The following is a 21,076-nucleotide window of genomic DNA, read 5'->3' on the forward strand; positions in this document are numbered from 1 at the left end:
CGGTTAGCGAAGGCAGACGCGACGGCTGATCTCCCCACCCGTGTGGGAGATGTCCGGCAGGACAGAGGGGGGCAACGTAGAGCGGCAGTCTTGGAGGTATGGTTGTGACCATCCCTTGGCTAACCGTCACGCGTGGCGATGCGCCGCTGCTGGTTTCGATCCCGCATACCGGCACGGAACTGCCGAGTCTGGACGGCCAGATCGTCTCACCCTGGCTGGCCCGGCGCGACACGGACTGGTGGATCGAGAAGCTCTACGATTTTGCAGCCGGGCTCGGCGCGACGGTGGTGCGCACCGCGATCTCGCGCACGGTGATCGACGTCAATCGCGACCCGTCGGGGGTATCACTCTATCCGGGGCAGGCGACCACCGGCCTGTGTCCGACGGAGACGTTCGATGGCGATCCGCTCTATCGTGACGGATTGCAGCCTGACGAGGGGGCCATCGCGCGGCGGCGCGAGGCATGGTTCGACCCCTACCACGCAGCGCTTCGTGCCGAGTTGGAACGCCTGCGCGAGAGCCACGAACGGGTCGTGCTCTACGACTGTCATTCGATCCGGTCGGTGATCCCACGCCTGTTTGCGGGCGAGCTTCCGGTCTTCAATCTCGGGACCAATGGCGGGGCGAGCGCCGATCCGCAGCTTGAAGCGAAGGTGACTGAGCTGCTGGAGGCCAGCGGCGATAGCTTTGTCGTCAATGGCCGCTTCCGGGGCGGGTGGATCACACGCCATTACGGCAGGCCGGAGGAAGGCGTTCATGCGCTGCAGATGGAACTGGCCTGTCGGGGCTATCTGCGCGAGCCGGTTGGTCCCGTCGACGAGACCAACTGGCCGGTTGCCTACGATCCCGATTTCGCTGCGCCGCTGCGCGCAGTGCTGCACAGCATATTCGAAACCGCGCTCGATTGGGCGCGTCGCTGAACCCTGGAGGACATGATGACGCTCCATTCCCGCCTCGACAACACCCGCACCATCCGAGCGGCCACCGGCACTGAACTGACGGCGAAAAGCTGGCTGACCGAGGCGCCGCTGCGCATGCTGATGAACAATCTCGATCCGGACGTTGCCGAGAACCCGAACGAGCTGGTGGTCTATGGCGGCATCGGCCGCGCGGCGCGCACCTGGCAGGACTTCGACCGTATCGTTGCCGCGCTTCGCGATCTCGAAGGCGACCAGACTTTGCTGGTCCAGTCCGGCAAGCCGGTCGGCGTGTTCCGCACCCATGCCGATGCGCCGCGCGTGCTGATCGCCAATTCCAACCTCGTGCCGCACTGGGCGACTTGGGAGCACTTCAATGAGCTCGATCGCAAAGGGCTCGCCATGTACGGCCAGATGACGGCCGGCTCGTGGATCTATATCGGCACGCAGGGCATCGTGCAGGGCACCTACGAGACTTTCGCCGAGGCTGGCCGCCAGCATTATGACGGCAGCCTCAAGGGCAAGTGGATCCTGACCGGCGGGCTAGGCGGCATGGGTGGTGCGCAGCCGCTGGCGGCGGTCTTTGCCGGCGCCTGCTGCCTCGCCGTCGAATGCGACGAGACTCGCATCGATTTCCGCATCCGCACACGTTACCTCGACGAGAAAGCCACCACGCTTGATGAGGCGCTGGATAAGATCGAACGCTGGACGAAGGCCGGCGAGGCGAAGTCGGTCGGATTGCTCGGCAATGCCGCAGATGTTTTCCCGGAACTCGTCAAGCGCATGAAGGAAGGCGGCGCGCGTCCCGACATCGTCACCGACCAGACCTCCGCGCACGATCCGATCAACGGCTACCTGCCGGTCGGCTGGACGGTTGCAGAATGGCGCGACAAGCGCGAGCGCGACCCTAAGGCGGTCGAGAAGGCCGCGCGCGCCTCGATGAAAACCCACGTTGCCGCCATGGTCGACTTCTGGAATGCCGGCGTGCCGACGCTCGACTACGGCAACAATATCCGGCAGGTGGCCAAGGAGGAGGGGCTGGAGAACGCCTTCGCCTTCCCGGGTTTCGTGCCGGCCTATATTCGCCCGCTGTTCTGTCGCGGCATCGGGCCGTTCCGCTGGGCAGCGCTTTCCGGCGACCCGGAGGACATTCGCAGGACCGACGCGAAGATGAAGGAATTGTTTCCCGAGAACGAGCATCTGCATCGCTGGCTCGACATGGCGCAGGAGCGCATCGCCTTCCAGGGGCTGCCGGCGCGCATCTGCTGGATCGGGCTTGGCGACCGCCACAAGGCAGGCCTTGCGTTCAACGAGATGGTGGCCAGCGGTGAGCTTAAGGCGCCGGTCGTGATCGGCCGCGACCACCTCGATTCCGGCTCCGTCGCCTCGCCCAACCGGGAGACGGAGTCGATGATGGACGGCTCCGATGCCGTTTCCGACTGGCCGTTGCTCAACGCGCTTCTCAACACAGCTTCCGGGGCGACATGGGTGTCGCTACACCATGGCGGCGGCGTGGGCATGGGGTTCTCGCAGCATTCGGGCATGGTGATCGTCTGCGACGGCACGCCGGAGGCGGCAAGGCGCGTCGAACGCGTGTTGTGGAACGACCCGGCCACCGGCGTCATGCGCCATGCCGATGCAGGCTACGAGATCGCAATCGACTGTGCCAGGGAGCATCAACTCGATCTGCCGGGGATATTGGGCTGAGGGGTGCGTCCTTCGAGGCTCGCTCCGCTCGCACCTCAGGATGAGGAAGGGTGTGCCGCTATCGTGATAGGAAGTGCTGCCCTCGCCATCGTCATCCCGGAAGCCGAAGCGTAGCGCAGGCTATCCGGGACCCATTGAGCAGCACGGCCGGTTTGCGGGTGTTCGCGGCTGTACGGACATGCGCCACGTGCTGCACGGGGCAGTGCCAGGCGATTTTCGGGCCAATGGGTCCCGTCGCTTCGCGACCCCTCGCAAGCTCGGTCGGCCGGGATGACGCAGGAGAGAGAAACCGCGGCTCAAACGACGCGACCCGTCGACATCGGGCAGGCGCGTTGTTATCTCCAGCGCAGTCCAATTGCAGGAGACGGCTCTTGAGCGAAGAGACAGTGTCGCGGGTGGTGATCGTCGGTAGCGGGCAGGCGGGCGTGGAGTGCGCTGCGGCGCTGCGGCACAACGGGTTCCAGGGTTCGGTGATCGTCATCGGCGCCGAACCCGACCTGCCGTACCAGCGGCCGCCGCTTTCGAAGGAATTTCTCAAAAGCGTCGAGGATTCCTCGCTTCCGCTGAAGGGCGAAGCCTTTTACGGGCAGAATAATATCGAGCTGCGGCTCGGCGAGCGGGCGCAGAGCATTGACCGTCCCGCGCGCGAACTTGTGCTCGAAGGCGGCGAGCGGCTGCCTTACGACCATCTCGTGCTGGCGACCGGCGCGCGCAACCGCTTTCCGCCCATCGAAGGGCTCGATCCGGCGAGCGTTATGGAACTGCGCACGCTCGCCCATGCGCGCCTCATGACCGGCCGGCTCGACGATCTTAAACACGCCACCATCATCGGCGGCGGCTTTATCGGGCTGGAGGTCGCGGCGCTGTTGCGCCAGCGCGACATCGCCGTCGATGTGCTCGAAGCGGCCGACCGGCTGATGGGCCGTGTGCTTTCGCCGATGATGAGCGCCTGCTTCGTGCCGATCCACGAGCAGATGGGAACACGGTTGCGGCTCGGCGCGGTGGCGACCCGGATCAAGGGCCGCAAGGTTATGCTTTCGGACGGCGACACGCTCGATACCGATGCGATCGTCGTGGCTGCCGGTGTGGTGCCGAATGCCGAACTGGCCTCTGAGGCCGGGCTTGCGACCGACAATGGCGTCGTTGTGAGCGATCGGCTGCTCACCACCGACCCGGCCATTTCGGCGATCGGCGACTGCGCGGCGCATCCGAACCCCTATGGCATCGGCATGATCCGCCTGGAATCCGTGCAGAATGCCGTCGACCAGGGCAAATGCGTGGCCGCGCGGCTGACCGGCAACGACCACGCTTACGACAGCCTGCCCTGGTTCTGGTCGCATCAGGGCGCGACCAAGCTGCAGATCGCTGGCCTTGCGATGGGCATGGACGAGACCGTGATGCGCGGCGACCCGGCCAGCGGCAAGTTCTCCGTCTTCGTCTATCGTGAAGGCAGGCTGATCGCGGTGGAGAGCGTCAACAGCCCGGCCGACCACATGGTGGCGCGGCGGCTGCTTTCGGCGCGGCTGTCGATCCCGCAGGACGTCGCCGCCGATCCCGCGTCGGATCTCAAGGCGCTGATGCCGAAGCCGGCGGCGGTTTAGCTGCACAGCCAGTCCGCAAGTCGATTCAGGGCGTTGGCGTGTCCTGTTCGATGAACACTTTCACGCTGGCCGTGCGGCCGGCGGCGTCGATGACCGTCAGGGTCGAGAAGCCTGCACCGTCAGGCTGCCAGTTGGCCGTGCGCCGGCGCCAGAGGCCTTCGACGGGGCGGCCATTTGCGAGCCAGCGGAACGGCGCGCGACCGCCCTGCAGCTTGAGCACCAGCGGCATCGCCGCGCTGCCCGCGCCCGATGCAAGCTCGACCCGCGCGCCCTGCGGCGGGAAGACGATCTGCGGTGCCGGCTCGGCAACGCCCGGCTGGCGCAAGGCGTCGCCGGGCGCGGAGAACCGCCGCTGCATCATCGGCAGGTCGGCGCGCGCCATGCGCAGCGCCCCGGCAGGCGCACGAGGCAGGGGCGTGACCGGCAGCCCCGACCGTTCGAATGCCTTGAACAGAACCGGCGCGGCAGACGCATAACCGGACAGGCCGGGCACGGCCGCGCCATCCGGCCTGCCAACCCAGACACCGAGCACATGACGGCCGTCAAAACCGACAGACCAAGCATCGCGGTAGCCGTAGCTGGTTCCGGTCTTGTAGGCGATGCCTCTGGCGCCAGCGCCTTCGGGTGGCGCGATGCCGGACAGCATGTCGGCGACCTGCCATGTCGCGCGGCGGTCGAGGATCGCTGCTGTCTCGCGCTCGCCGGCAACGTTGGAAATCGCGATCGTCTCGCCGCGATTGGCGAGCCCGGTATAGAGGCGCACGAGGTCGCGTAGCGTCAGACCCGCGCCCCCGAGCGCAATGGCGAGGCCCGGCGCCTCGTCGCGCGGGAGCGCAAGCGTCACGCCGGCGCGGCGGAAGCGGGCGGCAAGCCGCGTCGGACCGACGGCGTCGAGCAGCCGCACGGCCGGCACGTTGAGCGACATCTGCAGTGCCGTGCGCACCGACACGTCGCCCTGATATTCGAGGTCGAAATTGCGCGGACGATAGCCGCCGAAATTCGACGGCCGATCCTCGATGATCGTTTCCTGCGCGACCAGCCCTTCCTCGAAGGCGAGCCCGTAGATGAACGGCTTCAGCGTCGAGCCCGGCGAGCGGACCGCCCGCGTCATGTCCACCCAGCCGGCGCGGGCGCCGTCGAAGAAGCCTGCCGAACCGACCTCCGCAAGAATATCGCCTGTCTGCGCATCGGCCATGACCATGGCGACGGACAGGCGGGAACCGAGTCGTGCCGCCGTCTCGCGGGCCACCGCCTCCAGCCCTTCCTGCACGCGGCGGCTGATGGTGAGCTCGTGGCGCGGGAGGCCGGGGTTTTCCGCGAGCGCGCGTTCGGCGGCGTGTGCGGCCAGGAAGGGCATGTCGTGACGTCTCGCCGGCACCGAGGCGTCGCGTGCGCGCTCGGCCTCGCGCTCCTCCAGCCTGCCGGCAGTAATCATGCGGGCGAGCACGCGGTCGCGCGCGGCTTCGGCTGCCTGTGGGTGGCGGTCGGGGCGGCGGCGTTCGGGTAGCTGGGGCAGGGAAACCAGCAGGGCTGCCTCGCCGACGCCGAGGCGCTTCGGATCCTTGCCGAACCAGGCGAGCGTCGCTGCGCGAATGCCTTCGAGATTGCCGCCATAGGGCGCAAGCGTCAGATAGCGCTCGAGGATTTCATCCTTCGACAGTCGCCGCTCGATCTGCAAGGCGCGGAGCATCTGGCGCAGCTTGGCCGTCAGCGAGCGTTCCTTGCGTGGCTCGATCAGCCGGGCAAGCTGCATCGTGATGGTGGAGCCGCCGGAGACGATGCGGCCGTTGGTGATGAACTGGGTTGCGGCGCGGGCGAGTGCTGCCGGATCAATGCCGACGTGCCTGCGAAAGCGCCGGTCCTCGTAAGCGATCAGCATGTCGACGAAATGCGGGTCGACCTCGTCGAGCGTGACGCGAAAGCGCCAGGCGCCTTCAGGCGTGGCCAGCGCGCGCAGCAGGGCGCCGTCGCGGTCGACCACCTCGGTGGAGGTTGCCGGCGGCTCGAGCGGGGGCGGATAAACGCGATCCAGCGCATCGAGCCCCGCCATTGCCGCGGTACCGAGTACCGCGGTTGTCGCAAGCGCGAGGAGGAGGTGGCGCAGATGGCTCATAGACGGAAGCACCCTGCGGTTTGCCGGAGCTGTTGGTCACGGTTGCGCCCTACGTTGCCCCCCTCTGTCCTGCCGGACATCTCCCCCACAAGGGGGGAGATTGGCAGCTTCGCCGCCGGCACCCCTGCTGCGACGTTGGCGATCGGCGAAGGCCCACGCGACGGCTGATCTCCCCCCGTGTGGAGGAGATGTCCGGCAGGACAGAGGGGGGCAACGTAGGGCACTGTTTTCAATCCCATGCCGCTTTGCAGCCCCATCACCGTCCCGAAATCACCTCAACCATGCCGGCTGCCGTGCGGCCGTTGAATTGCGGGCGGTACATATCCTCCACGACGGCGGCGGGGTGGGCGTAGACGCCAGGCGTTACCGCCCGAACCACATAGGCGACCTGGAACGACCCGCCGCCATTGCGGTCGAAGGCGGCGACGAAGCGGTCGTCGCGGAATTCGAAATGGGCGGCTTCCGGTTCGGCCAGCCAGTCGAAATTGGCGAGTTCCGCGCTGCCGACGAGGCGCGGATTGTCGATCTCGAAGCCGGCGGGCAGCAGGTCGGTCACCGCCACCCGCGAGGGCCAGGTGTTGGCTTCGTTGACGTTCAGGACCACGACAAAACGCTCGTTCTGTGCCGCTTCGGACACCGTCGCTTCCTCGCCGTCGAGTGTGTAGTAGCTGCGCGTGATGGTGAAGCCGTTGCCGCCTGCCGGCAGCGGATCGACAGGTGCGGCTACTGTCGTGACAACCGCATCGACAGGCTCGTCGCCCCGGTTGGTGACGGTGATGGGGTTGTCCTGCAGGCTCTCACCGGCAACGCGTCGGGCGAAGCTTCCGGTATGCGGCGCGCCGTCCACGTCGAGCCGGATCGCGTCGCCCGAAGCCTGCACGGCACGGGCCGCCAGCAGCATCCAGGCTTCTTCCTGGGTGCTCGTCCAGCGCGCGTTGTTCTTCTGTTGCGTGACAAAGCTTACCATGGCCGGAACCGTGCCAGGCGAGGGGCGGGTTTCTGCCGCCAGCGCCAGCATCGCCGCGCCGTCGCGCAGCGAGGAGCCGTAGTCGGAGCGGTTGAAGTTGGTGGCGGTGTCGCCCTGCGCGCGCCGCAGCGCGGATGCAAAAACGGTATCGGCGCGCTGGTTGTCGCCATAAAGCGCGAGTGCCGCGGCAAGCTGGGCGCGTGCCATCGGGCTGGTGAATTCCTCCAGCCGCGTGTCGGCATAATAACGCAGGTCGCCGATGGGCGCCTTGCGATTGCGCGCCAGCACATAAAGCGCGTAGGCGATCTCCGTGCCGCGCTCCGAAACGTCCGTCGTGTAGGAAAGCTGGTTCTGGAGATTGCTTAAGGCGTTGGTCATACCCTGAACCGGCACCCCGAAATCGGCTTCGCGGGCGCGGGTCAGGAAATCGGTGATGTATGCGTCAAGCCAGAGGTCGCCGTAGCCCGGCCCCCACAGGCCGAACGAGCCTGTCGACGTCTGGAAGGTCATCACCCTGGCGATCGCCTTCTGCACGCGTTCGCGCAGGCCGGGATCGTTCTCGAGGCCCGTCGCGGAGGAGAGTTCCCCAACATAGAGCAGCGGCAGGGCGCGGCTGACCGTCTGCTCTGCGCAGCCGTAGGGATAGCGGTCGAGCGTCATCAGGAGCGAGGGCAGGTCGAAGGCCGATGCCGGCGATACGCCGACGGATACCGATGCGCCGTCCAGCAGGCTGTCTGCCAGCAATTCGCCATCAACGCGCAGCGAGCCGCCATTGGCCGCGAGGCTGATGACCTGACGGTTCGTGACCGGCATCGCCGGCTGACGCACCGGCAGGAAGAGAGTGCGGTCGACCTCAACGCCGTCAGCGTGAGTGAGCGACACGGTCACCGTAGCATCGCCGGTGGCTGTCGCCGTGACCGGAAGGGTCAACGTGGCGCGGGCGTTGTCGCTGAGCGCGACGCTTTGCGGCGTGTCGCCAAAGTCGAAGCCGGCCGTGCCTTCCGTCCGCACCGCAACGGCATAATCACCAGCGGGGCCGTCGGTGTTGTGGATGTCGAGGCGCACGGTGGCACGGTCGCCAGTCGCCATGAAGCGAGGCTGACCGGCGGTGATCACGATCGGGTCGCGGATGATGACGTCCGTTGTCGCTTCGCCTACACCGCGCTTCGACCACGCCACCGCCATCACGCGGGCCGTGCCGTTGAATTCGGGTATGTCGAAGGTGATTTCGGCCTTGCCATCGTCGCCGACCTTTATGGGGCCGGAGAAGAAGGCCAGCAGTTTCTCGGTCGGGGCGCTGCCCTGGGCGGTGAGGCCGCCGCCGTCGCCGCCGGTGCGGATGCGTCCGAAGGCGCCCGCCGAACCGTCGATCAGCCGGCCGTAGATATCGCGTATCTCGAGACCGAGCCGGCGCTGGCCGAAATACCAGTCTTCAGGCGCGGGTGGCTCGTAGCGGGTCAGATTGAGGATGCCGACGTCGACGGCTGCCACCGCGACGTAGGCTTCCTCGCCGGGTTCCAGCCCCGTCAGAGAAACGGGGATGGAAAGCGGTGCGCGGGGCAGGGCCTGCGCGGGCGGGGAAAGCTCGACGCCGAGCTTGCGCTCTGCGGGGTCGATCGCCAGCCACTTTACGCCGATGGCGCGCGACGGCATGCGGCTTTCCTCCGCCTCGCCGGGGCGGAAAAGCGTCGCCGTGACATATGCGCCAGCGCCCCAGTCGGTCGAAACGGGGATTTCGATCTCCGCACCTTCTGCGGGCACGCTCGCCTCGATCGTCTGATGGAGGCGTTCGGAGCCGATCGCCACCAGCAGCTCGCCGGCGAAGCGGGGCGACACCTTCAGGGTCGCGGTTTCGCCGGTTTCGTAGCTGTCCTTATCGAGGGCGATCTCCAGGCCATCCGGGGTTTCCGTCGAGGTGGCCTCGACGAACCAGCCGGCATCGAATTCGTAGCTGGCAACCGGCCCGGCAGGATCGGCGCTCTCGACCTCGAGGCGGTAGCGGCCCCAGTCGACGGGGACCGCGATGGTCGCGGGATCGTCGGCAGCGATGTCGACGGTGCCACTGTCGATGCGACGCTCGACGGTGATCGCCTCATAGTTCCAGGCGTTGTTGCTGCGGTACCATTGATAGTTGCGCTCAATCTTGGTCAGCGTCCAAAGCGCGCCAGACAGCGCCTCGCGTTCGCCTGAGGGCGAGACGGCGATCGCGCGGAACGACGCGGTCGAACCCTGCGGCACCTCGGAGCCGGCTAAATCGGGACGGATACCGATCACCGCGTCCTGCGGGCGGATGGCAAGCGTCGTGCTGCGCTCGACCGCGCGGCCACCGCTTTCGCGCATGCGCACGGTCACCTTGGCCTCGAGCAAACCAGTCGTGGAGGGCAGTGCATCGGTCGCCACTTCGATGCGGGCCTTGCCGTCCTCGTCCGTCGCATCAATGTCGAGGGAGGTCGACGATGCCTCGATTTCTTCGTCGGCGAGACCGAACGAGAAGCCGGGGAACCGATCCCATTCGCGTGTTGTGGAGACGACGGCCTCGCCTTCGAGTTCCAGATTGGAAGCGGGCGCACCGTAGAGGTAGCGGCCGTCGAGCGCGATCCAGGCCGGTTCGCCGGCATCGATCTCAGGGGTTTCGGGTTCGAGGTCGAACTCAATCCTGTCGGGAACGAATTCCTCGACCAGGAATACCGACTGGGCGAGGGGCGAGGTGTCGGGGTCGCTGTAGGTGCCCAGCGTCCAGGAACCGAGCATCGCCGTCTGCTGCAAGTCCAGCGGCACATGGTGGCCGCCGAGCGCGCCGCCATCGCTCGTGATGCGGCGCTCCTCGACGCCGTCCGGGCGGGTGTAGATGAAGGTCAGCGGCAGGTTCTCGATCGCGTCGGCACTTTCGTCGCGCGCGAGGGCGGCTGCATGGACCGTCTCGCCGGGGCGGTAGATGCCGCGCTCGGTCCAGGCGAAAACGTCGATGGCGCCGGGGGCGGCGCGACCGGTCACGCCGCGGTCGGACAGGTCGAAACCGCCGCGCGTCATATCGAGGAAGACGAAATCCTGTTTGCCGTCTGCGGCGGTGAGCACCGCGGGCGCCATGCCCGAACTGCCGCGCGTCAGGCCGGCCGTGAACACGGCCTGTCCCCTGGCATCCGTCGTTGCGGTGCCCAGCACCTCGTTGTTGCGGGCGAGAAGCTGCAGCTCCACACCTTCCAGCGGGCGCGCGGTTGCCAGCGAGCGGGCGAAGACCGTCAATCCGTCCTCGCCGGCATAGGTCGAGAGGCCGATGTCGGAGACGACGAACCACTGCGTGGCGCGCGCATTCCAGGATTCGCTGGTGTCGCCCTGCGGCGTTCCGGTGAGTACGTAGACGCCAGGCTTGCGCTCCGGCAGCGCTTCCTCGACCGGGAAGGCGGTGACCACGTCCTTATTGAGCTGGTTGTCGATTTCGATCGTGCCCTGCCAGACGAGCTCACCGAGATTCTCGGCCAGTGAGGAAATCTCGTACTCGTCGATCTGGCGCGGGAAGGGATTGTCCTTCATCAGATCGCTCAGCGCGCGGTCGCCCACGCGATGCAGCTTAAGCTCGGCAAGCGGCGTGTTCACGCTCACGATCGGCAGGGCATGGCGGCCCGTGGACGGCAGCACGAAATTCTCGCCGGAAAAGCGCATCGAGGGTGCACGGTCGCGGACATAGACGGACAGCGTGACGGGGCTTGCGATCACCTCGCCGACGGCGGCGGGCAGGCCGGACCGGATGCCGATACGGTAATATTTGCCGTGTTCGAGACCCTCGACGCAGAGCTGCGTGCCCGAGGTTTCGATGGCCTTCGGGGCGGCGTCGTCAACGGTGACGAAGGGCGCGTAGTCGACGCCCGATTTCGCCAGGTCCTCGGAGAACTGGACGCAGGCGCGCGGCGCGGCCCCATCGGCCTCCACCGTATTGTTGACGACGCGGAAGCCCTTGCGGGCCTTCAGATCGAGATAGGCGGCACGTACCGAAGCATCGTCGACCAGCGCCAGGCTTGCCTCATAGGCCTGGAGGGCTGGGCGGTAGAGGTCGCGGTTGTCCAGCGCGAGACCGACCGCCGCGAGGCTGTCGGCGCGAGCCGATGCGGTGCGCGCCAGCGCATAGGCGTTTAGTGCGGCGGACATGCCGTCCTGGCCACGCTGCGCGCGTTCGGAGCTGGAGTCGGGCTCGACGGCGAACTGCGCGCGGGCGAGTCCGGCCCATAGTTCCACGTCGTCGGGGTCGATGACCAGCGCGGCGCGCCGGGCTTCCACCGCCGTTCGCGGATCGCCGGCACTCAGGGCGCTGGCTGCGCTCGAAGACAGGTATACGATGCCGGTGGATTCGTCCGGCGTTTCGCGCTCGAGCGTCGCGCGGTAGCGCAGGGCCTCGTCGCGCATATGCTGCGGCACATAATCGAGCACGGGTGGTGCGCCGAGTTCGGCTTCGCCGCTGTCGACGACCACGCGTCCGGCCACCGCACCCGGGAACGAATTCAGCGTGCTGTAGTCGGATTTCAGGAAACACCATTGCGCGCGCGTGTTGTAGGTGAAGGCGCGGCAATCCTGATCGGCGAGGCATACTGCCTCGCAGGCGTCGAGCGGTATGTCCTGCTCGGTGCGCAGATCGAAGCCGAAATAATCCGAATCGGGGGTCGTCGCGATCCGACGCTCGCTCTGGCCGGAAGCGGGTAGCGAAAAGGCCAGCAAAATGGTCGCGAGAATGGAGAAAATCCGAGCGGCGCGCATCGACATGAAACCCTCCAAACGCTGACGAATTACCGTTGCGGAACTTAGGCAACCTTCGTGACGGCTTGTCAACAATGCGGCCCACAGCGCCCGCTGGCATCGACGCCCGTGAGCCGTGGCGCTATCGGCACTCCAAAACGGCAGGTAATGTCATGAGACGCTCGGGCGGAATCGATCTCCGCGCCGCCGAGATTCTTTTCCCGTTGCTAAAATTGCGTCAACTTTGTCGCAATTACGCCATCTGCGCCTCCTGCAACGTTGCACATTCCGTTGCGGTGCCTGCGGACGGGGGTTTTTGACATCGCCGTCCATCTGCGGAATGCTAACGCAAGCAGCTTCAAATGGGAGAACGTCGATGAAGTTTTACAAGAGCAACGGCAACCGTGTCCCCGACCATATAAAAAAGCTGGCGGAGGAGACGAAGGCCGGCAAGCTCGACCGCCGCGAATTTCTGGCCATGGCCAGTGCCTTCGGCGCTACTACCGCGATGGCCTATGGCATGATCGGACTGGCCGCGCCGACCCCGGCGATGGCGCAGGAAGAGCCTAAGAAGGGTGGTGTCCTCAAGGTCGCGATGGCGGTCAAGGATCCCAAGGATCCCCGCACGGCAGACTGGTCGGAGATCGCCAACGCCGAGCGCCAGACGCTTGAGCCGCTGGTGAAATACACGCGCGAGTTCACTTTCGAGCCCTATCTGCTCGAGAGCTGGGAAATCAATGACGACGCCACCGAGTACGTCTTCCATTGCCGCCCGGGCGTTACCTGGACGAACGGCGACACCTTCAACGCCGATGACGTGATCTTCAACATCACGCGTTGGGCGGATCGCAGCGCGGAAGGTAATTCCATGCCGGGCCGCCTTGGCTCGCTGGCCGATGCGGAGACGGGCAAGCTGCGCGAAGGTTCTGTCGAGAAGGTCGACGACATGACGGTCCGCCTCAAGCTGACCGAGCCAGACATCGCGCTGATCCCGAACCTGACCGACTATCCGGGCCTGATCGTGCACCGCTCCTTCGACGAGACTGGCGCGAACTTCGTGCAGAATCCTATCGGCACCGGGCCGTTCGAGCTCGTGTCCTACGATGTCGGCCAGTCCGTGGTCTACAAACGGCGCGAGGACGGCAAGTGGTGGAACGGCGAGGTCTATCTCGACGGCGTCGAGTTCATCGACTACGGCACCGATCCGGCGGCGATGGTTTCGGCCTTCGAGGCGCTCGAGGTGCATACCAACCACGAGACCACAGCCGATTTCGTGTCGATCCTCGAGGGCATCGGCCTCGAGACGTCCGAGGTTGTTACCGCGTCGACGATCGTTGCGCGCACCAACGTCAACAACGCGCCCTATGACGACCAGAAGGTGCGACAGGCGCTGACGAAGGCTGTCGACAACGCGACCATTCTGGCGCTGGGCTACGGCAATGCCGGCGAGGTGGCCGAAAACCACCACGTCTGCCCGATCCATCCGGAATATGCCGAGCTGCCGCCGTTCGAACGCGACATCGAGGCTGCAAAGGCCCTGATGGAAGAAGCCGGCCAGATGGACTATGAGCACGAGCTCATCACGGTTGACGAGGATTGGCACAAGAACACGGGCGACGCGATCGCCGCCCAGCTTCGTGAAGCCGGCTTCAAGGTCAAGCGCACGGTGTTGCCGGGCTCTACCTTCTGGAACGACTGGACGAAGTATCCGTACTCAATGACCAATTGGAACATGCGCCCGCTGGGCATTCAGGTGGTTGCCATCGCCTACCGCACCGGCGAGGCATGGAACGAGGCCGGCTACTCCAATCCGGACCTCGACGCCAAGATCAACCAGGCGCTCTCGATCGCGGATGCTGATGAACGTCGTGGCGTGATGGAGGAGATCGAGAAGATCCTCCAGGACTCCGGCATCATCATCCAGCCTTACTGGCGGAAGCTCTATAACCACTCGGTGGCGGCCGTGAAGAACCACGGGATGCACCAGACCTTCGAGCATGATTTCGGCAAGGTCTGGCTGGACGAAGCCTGATCGGCAGAAAAAACAGGAAAGGGGGCGCAAGCCCCCTTTCCGCCTCAACGGGGCGCCTGAGCTAGAAAAGCGTTGAAGGGGAACACGACGCAAGCCCGGGCCGGGACGGAAGCAGGACGGTCGTCCTGCCGATGGCACGGCCATTTCCTTGCGGTTCTCCATAGGCGTATAGTGCGGCGCATTCCCCAACCCGACAGGCAGGGGGTACGATGCTGACCTTTATCACTCGTCGTCTTGGAACGATGCTGTTGACCATGCTGTGCCTCACGCTGGTCGTGTTCTTCATGGTCAATCTGGAGCCGAACCTGCGCAAGCTGTCGATCAGCCAGCTCGACATGCGCTCCTCGGACGAGCACATCGAAAGCTGGCTCGTGCGGAACGGTTACCGCGACAATTTCTTTCTGCGCTACGGGCGCTGGCTCGGCGTGGTGCAGAAGCAGCCCAACATAGACGCCGAGACGGGGGCGGTGACGCCGCGCTTCTCCTACTGCAACGAACCGGCCGAGCCCTACTATGGCGGCATCCTGCAGGGCGATTTCGGCTGTTCGACCAAATTCAAGACAACGGTTTCGGCCAAGCTCTGGCCGGCGCTGGGCGCCACCGGCATCCTGATGTTCTGGGTGATGGTGGTCATGGTGCCCGTCGCGCTGCTGATCGGCATCTTCGCCGGCATGCGGGAGGGATCGCGAACGGACCGCTCGCTTTCGGTTGCATCGATCACGACGACGGCGACGCCTGAATACATATCGGGCGTCATCTTCACCGTCGTCTTTGCGTCGTGGCTTGGCTGGCTCAATGGGTCTGCGGCATCGGCGACCAGCCAGGGCATCAGCTTCTACAACTTCACCCTGCCGGTGATGACGATGGCGATCTACGGCATCGGCTACATCGCCCGCATGACGCGCGCCTCGATGGTCGAGGTGATGACACAGCAATATATCCGCACGGCGCGGCTCAAGGGGCTTTCCTTCAATGCCGTCGTCGTCAAGCACGCGCTGCGCAACGCGCTGATCGCGCCGTTCACGGTCATCATGCTGCAGTTTCCGTGGCTGCTGACCGGCGTCGTCATCGTCGAGGTGATGTTCCGCTACCAGGGCTTCGGCTTCACGCTCGTGGAGGCCGCGGGCAACAACGACATCGACCTGCTGCTCGGCTGCTCGCTGGTGTCGGTGTTCGTGGTGCTCTTCACCCAGCTCATCTCCGACGTGGGTTACGCCTATCTCAACCCGCGCATTCGCGTGCAGTAAGGGGACCGCGCATGCAACATGAATATCTCAGCGCGTTCCAGGTGCTGCTTGGTGTCCTGGTGCGGTTCTGGCCGGTCTGGCTGGCACTTGCTGTCGTGCTCGGCACGAGTTTCGCCTTCCGCGCGCGGCTCGGGCTCTATGGCCAGCTCTTCGATACCTATGTCGGCATCGCCGGCGTAACGATCTGCCTGTTCTGGCTGTTCACGGCGATGTTCGCCTCGACGGTCGCTCCGTTCAATCCGCTGGCCCAGGTGCTGGTGATGAAGGATGCGCTGCCGGGAGCTATCGAGCCCGAAAGCGGGCAGGCCTTCCTCTTCGGTGGCGACAGGCTGGCGCGCGACATCTTTTCGCGCATGGTCTATGGCAGCCAGATCGTGCTGGTGATCGCGCCGGCGGCGACCATGTTCGCACTGATGGTCGGCATCACGCTTGGCCTGCCGGCGGGCTATTATGGCGGGCGGGTGGACACGATCCTGTCGTTTCTGGCCAACCTCGTGCTGGCTTTCCCTGTGATCCTGCTGTTCTACCTGCTGGTGACGCCCGGCATCATGGACACACCGATCCCCTACACGATGGCGGGCGTGTTCTTCCTGTTTCCGATCATCTTCTTCTGCACGCTGTTTTACACACGCTACAAGCATCGACCGCAGGCGTTGGCGATACAGATCGGGCTGACGCTGCTGATCGGCGGATGGATTTATCTCGGCCTTGTCTTCAACGCCGACCCGCTGGGCATCATCGCCATCCGGCCGAACGAGCTGAACATCTTCGTAGCCGTGGTCTTCGCCTCGTCGCCGGGTGTCTTCCGCATCGTTCGCGGCCTGGTGATGGACATCAAGACGCGTGACTACGTGGCCGCAGCCCAGACCCGCGGCGAAAGCCCGTGGTACATCATGCTGTGGGAAGTGCTGCCCAATGCGCGAGGACCGTTGATCGTCGATGCCTGCCTGCGCATCGGTTACACGACGATCCTGCTCGGAACGCTCGGCTATTTCGGCCTCGGCCTTGCGCCGGAAAGCCCCGACTGGGGCACGGCGATCAAGGAGGCGAGCCGGCTCCTGCGTTCGCATATCCACCCCGCACTGCCGCCGACAATCGCGCTGATGTCGTTCGTGCTCGGCTTGAACCTTCTGGCCGATGCGCTGCGCGAACAGTCGCTGAAGGGTTGAGGACGGAACCATGAACGAAGCCGTAAAGCCAAGCGAGGCGGCCCAGAACGCCGATCCGATCCTTGAGATCGAAAACCTGTCTATCTCCTTCTTCACGCGCAAGGGCGAGATTCCTGCCGTGATGGACTTCTCCTGCACGGTGATGCCGGGTGAGGCGATGGGGATCGTCGGCGAGAGCGGATGCGGAAAGTCGACCGTGTCGCTCGGCGTGATGCGCGACCTGTCGAATGTCGGCAAGATCGTCGGCGGGCGCATCAAGTTCAAGGGCAAGGACATGGGCGACCTGTCCGATGCCGAGCTGCGGGCCATTCGCGGCAACGAGATCGCCATGATCTACCAGGAGCCGATGGCGAGCCTGAATCCGGCGATGAAGATCGGCCGGCAGTTGATGGAAGTGCCGCTGATCCACGACAAGGTTTCGAGTGACGAGGCCTACAAGCGCGCGCTGGAGATGGTTCGCTCTGTGCGGCTGCCGGACCCCGAGCGGATAATGCGCTCCTTTCCTCACCAGCTTTCGGGCGGTCAGCAGCAGCGCATCGTCATCGCCATGGCTCTTTTGTCCAATCCGGCGCTGTTGCTGCTCGACGAGCCGACGACCGCGCTCGACGTGACGGTGGAAGCCGGCATCGTCGAGCTGGTGAAGGGGCTCGGCGAACAGTTCGGCACCTCGATGATCTTCGTGTCGCACAATCTCGGGCTGATCCTCGAGACATGTGACCGGATCACGGTGATGTATTCGGGCGAGGCGGTGGAGACGGGGTCGATCAAGGATGTGTTCGACCACATGCGCCACCCCTACACGCAGGGTCTGTTCCGCTCGATACCGCTGCCCGGCGCAGACAAGAACTCTCGGCCGCTGATCGCCATTCCGGGCCAGCTTCCGCTGCCGCACGAGCGCCCGAAGGGCTGCAATTTCGGGCCGCGCTGCCACCACTTCAAGCCTGGCCTGTGCGATGCGGCTGAAATCCCGATGATCGAGGTCGAGGGGCACGACCGGCATTTCAGCCGCTGCGTGCGCTTCAACGAGATCGACTGGAATGCGCTGCCAGAAGGTGCAACGACGGAGAAGGAAGCCGTCAAGCCGGGCGCGCCGGTGCTCAAGATCGAAAATCTGAAGAAATATTACGAGGTGGCGGCCAACGCCATCTTCGGCGGGGCTGAGACACGCACCGTCAAGGCCAACGAGCAGATCAGCTTCGAGGCGCGCGAGAGCGAGACCGTGGCTATCGTAGGTGAATCAGGCTGCGGCAAGTCCACGCTCGCCAAGGTGCTTCTCGGGCTGGAGACGGCGACGTCGGGCACCGTCACGCTGGCCAATACCGAGATCGAGGCTACTCCGATCGAAAAGCGCGACACCGAGACGGTGTCGGGCATCCAGATGGTGTTCCAGAACCCGTTCGACACGCTCAATCCGAGCCATTCGGTCGGGTCGCAGATCATCCGCACGCTGGAAAAATTCAAGATCGGCGACACGGTCGAGGATCGCCGCAAGCGCATGTTCGAGTTGCTGGATCTGGTGAAGCTGCCGCGCGCGTTTGCCGAGCGCATGCCGCGCCAGCTCTCCGGAGGGCAGAAGCAGCGCATCGGCGTCGCCCGCGCCTTTGCCGGCAACGCCAAGGTTGTCGTGGCCGACGAGCCGGTCTCGGCGCTCGATGTCTCGGTGCAGGCGGCGGTGACCGAGCTGCTGATGGACATCCAGCGTAAGAACAAGACGACGATGCTGTTCATCAGCCACGACCTGTCCGTCGTGCGGTACATCGCCGACCGCGTCGTCGTGATGTATCTGGGCCACATCGTCGAAACGGGAACGACGGACCAAATATTCTCGCCGCCCTACCATCCCTACACGGAGGCGCTGCTGTCGGCGATCCCGATCGCGGATACGAGCGTAGTGAAGAAGCATATCGTGCTGGAAGGCGACATCCCGTCGGCCATGAACCCGCCGCCCGGCTGTCCGTTCCAGACGCGCTGCCGTTGGAAGCAGTTCGTGCCGGGCAACAAGTGCGAGACGCAGGTGCCGCCGATGAAGGACCTCGGCAACGGGCACAAGAGCCTTTGCTGGCTGGACGACGATCAGCTTGCCTCGATGGAGCCGGTCATCAGCTTCGAGGGCGCGCAAGAACCCGATCCGGCGGCTGAGACGCCGAAGGCCAAGGCGCCGCGCAAGCCGACGAAGGCCGGCAGCCGCGCCGAGCGGCCCGGCGCCGCTGCGGCGGCAACGCCCGCGCGGCTGCTTGATGCCAAGACTAAGCCAAAGGCACGCGCGTCGAAGGCAATGACGGGTCGGCCAGGCGATTCCGCGCCAGAGAAGTCGCTGACGGAAGCAGGCGAGGGACGCCAGGCTGCGAGCGCCGCCGTGAAACCCGCAAGCGCCGCGACCGCGAAGGAAAAGGCGGCTGGTAGGGTGGCCACGACGCCACCGCGCCGTGCGCGTACCGCCTCTTCGCCGGAGGAAGCCAAGGCGCAGATGGGTGTTTCAAAGGCGGCAGGTGGCGCCGAGAAGGGGCGTCCGCCGGCGGTGAAGAAACCGCGCAACCCCGACGATCTCAAGCTGATCTCGGGCGTCGGCCCGAAGCTCGAAGGTGTTCTCAACGGGCTCGGCATCTACACCTACGCGCAGGTGGCGGCGTGGAAGAAGGCCGAGCGCGACTGGGTCGACAACTATCTCAAATTCAAGGGGCGCATCGAGCGCGACGACTGGGTGAACTTGTTGTGCGTCCTTCGAGGCTCGCAGAGCCTGTCCTCGGGCTTGCCGAAGGCAAGACCCGGGGGCTCGCATCTCAGGATGAGGGCTGTTGTGCATTGCTCCGGCAAACTCGCGGGCTCGAAGGTTTTTCTACCGACGTGCGTCGGCCCTCTCCTCTGTAGTTGAATCCGCTGTGCTGTGGGGGGCGATCAAATCACCTCCCTCATCCTGAGGTGCGAGCCCGGGGACAGGCTCTGCGAGCCTCGAAGGACGCAGTGAGAGCGTCGTTGTTCCATCGGCGGTGACGCTGGCGGCGTCTAGCGCCCGCAGGACTGCATCTGCGACGCGTAGGTCTGGGCCATCGTCGCGGTGCGGCGTGCGTAGTTCTGGATCGACGTATTGCTGCGCCAGCTTCCGCGCCGGTAGCCGGCGTGGCCGGAATAATAGGCCAGATAGAGATTGTAGGCGTCGTGCGGCGCGATGCCGAGCGTGGTCGCCGACTTGTTATGGTACCACCCGACGAAATCGACGGCGTCGGCGAAGTTGTTGCGGCGGGCCATATGACGGCCGGTTGCCCGCTGATATTCAGTCCATGTGCCGTCAAGCGCCTGCGAATAACCGTAGGCTGTCGAGGCGCGCTTGCCGGGAATGAAGCCGAGGATTTTCTTGCGTGGCGGGCGCGCGCGGCCTTCGAAGCCGGACTCCATGCGGATCGTTGCCATCAGGATGTGAACGGGAATGCCGTATTGACGCGACGCGCTGCTTGCCGAGCGATGCCAGTTGCCGACGAAGCCGGAATTCTGGTCGAACACCGAGCAGACATTGTTGATACGGTCGGGCTTGCTGGCGCAGGCCGACAAGGCCAGCAGCAACAAGAGCGGCAGGAAACGCAAGGAACGCGATACAGACATTCCGTCACACTAGCGGATGCCCGTAAATGAAAGCTTGCCTTGAATTTTAACGATCCAGGCGGGGGGCGAAGGCGCGGTTCAGGGGCGTGAGATCGGGAACTGGATTTCCTCGAAGCCGATGCGCGCCGCGCCCGCATAGGGAATGGCATGCAAAGCGAGGATCCACAGGCTGACGACAGCCGCGACGGCGAACACCGCCAGCGCGTTGCGTGCCGCCGGAGGGCGCTCCGCATGCACGGCGGCGATCGCAACCATCGACAGGAATGTCAGGAACAGCACCAGATACCACTTGTACTGGCTGATCGAGTTGCCGCCCAATGCAAGCCGCTTGTTGCGCGCATCCTGCAGCTCGTCGAAGTCCTGCGCCATCTTGGCAACGAGCGGGGCAGAGGCGCCAGCCTGAGCGAATTCGATCATGCCGATGCGGATCTGCTGAAGTGCCCGGTCGACTTCCAGCGCCGGGTCGCGGTTGGCGTTGGCACCCCATTCGACATCGCGCACCGCAGCCTTATAGGCGATGAGGCCTTCGATCATCGCCGGCACATCGAGCGCATCGGGCCCGGCTATGCCTGCGAGGCGGGCAATCGTGGAACGTTCCTCGCTGGCGGCCTGCTCGGCCTGCGCGCGGATGGACCAGACGTCGGCAGCGGCAAAGCCCAGCGCCAACGCCCATGCCGTCGCGATCGTGCTCATGAAGGTGGTGACGGGCACCGCCTGATCGAGGCGCCGGGTGGATGACCTGAAGGCAGTGAGCAACAGCATCGAAACCGCAAAGATGACGATGCCGAAGACCGCGAGCGCCAGAAGGATCAGCGGCGCCGATTGGGAGAACAGCGTGGTCAGGAGCGTGGACACTGGTGACACCTCGGGCGGCAATTTCTCTTGCCGGTGCAGCCTGCACCGTCCCCACTTCCTGACCGATTTGTCTTGTGGCGTCCAGAAGCGCCAAAACTCTCGAAATTCATGATATATTATTTAAACGACGCGGAATGTCGTTATTC

General features: G+C 65.1%; 11 protein-coding genes and 1 pseudogene. 8 read left to right on the plus strand and 4 right to left on the minus strand.

Annotated elements, in window-relative coordinates; genetic code table 11:
• Nucleotides 1–98: 98 nt before the first annotated feature.
• From hutG to V1479_RS18950, 3 genes are all read left to right on the plus strand, one after another.
• Nucleotides 99–920: an N-formylglutamate deformylase gene (hutG, locus tag V1479_RS18940; protein ID WP_368804315.1), complete on the plus strand. Its 822-nt coding sequence runs from the start codon at nt 99–101 to the stop codon at nt 918–920.
• A 15-nt stretch (nt 921–935) separates the two neighbouring features.
• Nucleotides 936–2,624: a urocanate hydratase gene (gene hutU / locus V1479_RS18945; RefSeq protein WP_368804316.1), complete on the plus strand. Its 1,689-nt coding sequence runs from the start codon at nt 936–938 to the stop codon at nt 2,622–2,624.
• Nucleotides 2,625–2,995: 371 nt separating this feature from the next.
• Nucleotides 2,996–4,225 (plus strand): NAD(P)/FAD-dependent oxidoreductase, encoded by a 1,230-nt coding sequence (locus V1479_RS18950; RefSeq protein ID WP_368804317.1) that lies wholly within the window; start codon nt 2,996–2,998, stop codon nt 4,223–4,225.
• A gap of 25 nt (nt 4,226–4,250) precedes the next feature.
• On the opposite strand, the gene pbpC is transcribed toward V1479_RS18950, so the two are convergent.
• Nucleotides 4,251–6,338, minus strand: a complete 2,088-nt coding sequence (pbpC, locus tag V1479_RS18955) for a penicillin-binding protein 1C (protein WP_368804318.1) — start codon at nt 6,336–6,338, stop codon at nt 4,251–4,253.
• 256 nt (nt 6,339–6,594) lie between these two features.
• Complete coding sequence (locus tag V1479_RS18960) at nt 6,595–12,057, minus strand: alpha-2-macroglobulin family protein (protein ID WP_368804319.1); 5,463 nt, start codon at nt 12,055–12,057, stop codon at nt 6,595–6,597.
• 349 nt (nt 12,058–12,406) lie between these two features.
• On the opposite strand from V1479_RS18960, the gene V1479_RS18965 reads away from it, so the two are divergent.
• The 5 genes and pseudogenes from V1479_RS18965 (at nt 12,407) to V1479_RS26210 (ending at nt 19,350) form a co-directional block, all read left to right on the plus strand.
• On the plus strand, nt 12,407–14,062 hold the full coding sequence (locus V1479_RS18965; protein WP_368804320.1) for an ABC transporter substrate-binding protein: 1,656 nt from the start codon (nt 12,407–12,409) through the stop codon (nt 14,060–14,062).
• Nucleotides 14,063–14,271: 209 nt separating this feature from the next.
• Nucleotides 14,272–15,309: an ABC transporter permease gene (locus V1479_RS18970; RefSeq protein ID WP_173192322.1), complete on the plus strand. Its 1,038-nt coding sequence runs from the start codon at nt 14,272–14,274 to the stop codon at nt 15,307–15,309.
• An 11-nt stretch (nt 15,310–15,320) separates the two neighbouring features.
• The gene (locus V1479_RS18975; protein WP_368804321.1) at nt 15,321–16,478 is read left to right on the plus strand and encodes an ABC transporter permease; all 1,158 of its coding nucleotides are present in this window, start codon (nt 15,321–15,323) and stop codon (nt 16,476–16,478) included.
• A 10-nt stretch (nt 16,479–16,488) separates the two neighbouring features.
• Nucleotides 16,489–18,651 (plus strand): annotated as a pseudogene (locus tag V1479_RS18980) (dipeptide ABC transporter ATP-binding protein); the annotation flags it as partial.
• Between the two features lie 294 nt (nt 18,652–18,945).
• Nucleotides 18,946–19,350, plus strand: a complete 405-nt coding sequence (locus V1479_RS26210) for a helix-hairpin-helix domain-containing protein (protein ID WP_497831762.1) — start codon at nt 18,946–18,948, stop codon at nt 19,348–19,350.
• A gap of 131 nt (nt 19,351–19,481) precedes the next feature.
• On the opposite strand, the gene V1479_RS18985 is transcribed toward V1479_RS26210, so the two are convergent.
• Nucleotides 19,482–20,075 carry a transglycosylase SLT domain-containing protein gene (locus tag V1479_RS18985; RefSeq protein ID WP_368804322.1) on the minus strand — a complete coding sequence of 198 codons (594 nt, stop codon included), beginning with the start codon at nt 20,073–20,075 and terminating at the stop codon, nt 19,482–19,484.
• A 78-nt stretch (nt 20,076–20,153) separates the two neighbouring features.
• Nucleotides 20,154–20,930, minus strand: coding sequence for a bestrophin-like domain (locus V1479_RS18990; RefSeq protein ID WP_368804323.1), 777 nt, complete (start codon nt 20,928–20,930; stop codon nt 20,154–20,156).
• Nucleotides 20,931–21,076: the final 146 nt, after the last annotated feature.

Origin of the sequence: Neoaquamicrobium sediminum, assembly GCF_040970315.1 — a bacterium.
Classification (GTDB): domain Bacteria; phylum Pseudomonadota; class Alphaproteobacteria; order Rhizobiales; family Rhizobiaceae; genus Aerobium; species Aerobium sediminum.

Coding starts and splice junctions, on each gene's coding strand:
- hutG (WP_368804315.1), top strand. CDS start 99: ATGGTTGTGACCATCCCTTGGCTAACCGTCACGCGTGGCGATGCGCCG.
- hutU (WP_368804316.1), top strand. CDS start 936: ATGACGCTCCATTCCCGCCTCGACAACACCCGCACCATCCGAGCGGCC.
- pbpC (WP_368804318.1), bottom strand. CDS start 6,338: ATGAGCCATCTGCGCCACCTCCTCCTCGCGCTTGCGACAACCGCGGTA.
- V1479_RS18960 (WP_368804319.1), bottom strand. CDS start 12,057: ATGTCGATGCGCGCCGCTCGGATTTTCTCCATTCTCGCGACCATTTTG.
- V1479_RS18965 (WP_368804320.1), top strand. CDS start 12,407: ATGAAGTTTTACAAGAGCAACGGCAACCGTGTCCCCGACCATATAAAA.
- V1479_RS18970 (WP_173192322.1), top strand. CDS start 14,272: ATGCTGACCTTTATCACTCGTCGTCTTGGAACGATGCTGTTGACCATG.
- V1479_RS18975 (WP_368804321.1), top strand. CDS start 15,321: ATGCAACATGAATATCTCAGCGCGTTCCAGGTGCTGCTTGGTGTCCTG.
- V1479_RS26210 (WP_497831762.1), top strand. CDS start 18,946: ATGGGTGTTTCAAAGGCGGCAGGTGGCGCCGAGAAGGGGCGTCCGCCG.
- V1479_RS18985 (WP_368804322.1), bottom strand. CDS start 20,075: ATGTCTGTATCGCGTTCCTTGCGTTTCCTGCCGCTCTTGTTGCTGCTG.